This is a genomic window from Pseudomonas sp. 05N433 (genome assembly GCF_056396925.1).
In genome coordinates this window covers 1-416 of record NZ_JBFTML010000163.1, presented here as the reverse complement: position 1 = coordinate 416, position 416 = coordinate 1, and the positions used below count along the sequence as shown (strand labels likewise).

The window sequence follows — 416 nt, the reverse complement described above, 5'->3', positions numbered from 1 at the left end:
GCTGCCGCTGGGCTGGTTGCCAGGTTTTCAAAGTTGCCGCCTGCGGCATCCTTGATGGTCACTTCGACTTGGCCAGCGTCCTTGTAGACGTCGTCCTTCGGCGCATCGACGGTTACGGAACCGGTGGTTTTGCCTGCTTCGATGGTGATCACGGCGCCATTGCTCAGCGTCACGGTCACTGGCGTGCCCGCCGGATTGGTCAAGGTTGCGGTGTAAACAATCGAGCCGCCTTCGGCTACCGAGTCGGTTGCCGACAGGCTGAGGGTGGTGGTGTCCGGCGTGTCGGTCACCGAGGTATCCGCCGACTTGCCGTCGACTTCCAGTTTCTCGTAGTTGCCGCCCTTGGCGTCGTCGATCTTCACGCTCAAAGAACCGCCGCCAGCGAGGGCATCGTTTGGCGCAACGAAGTTGACAGA

The 416-nt window shown here is 61.3% G+C and carries 1 protein-coding gene; it reads right to left on the bottom strand.

Annotated elements, in window-relative coordinates:
• On the bottom strand, positions 1–362 hold a 362-nt coding region (locus tag AC1DIS_RS30180), incomplete at its 3' end, for an immunoglobulin-like domain-containing protein (RefSeq protein WP_477748709.1).
• Between the last annotated feature and the right edge of the window lie 54 nt (positions 363–416).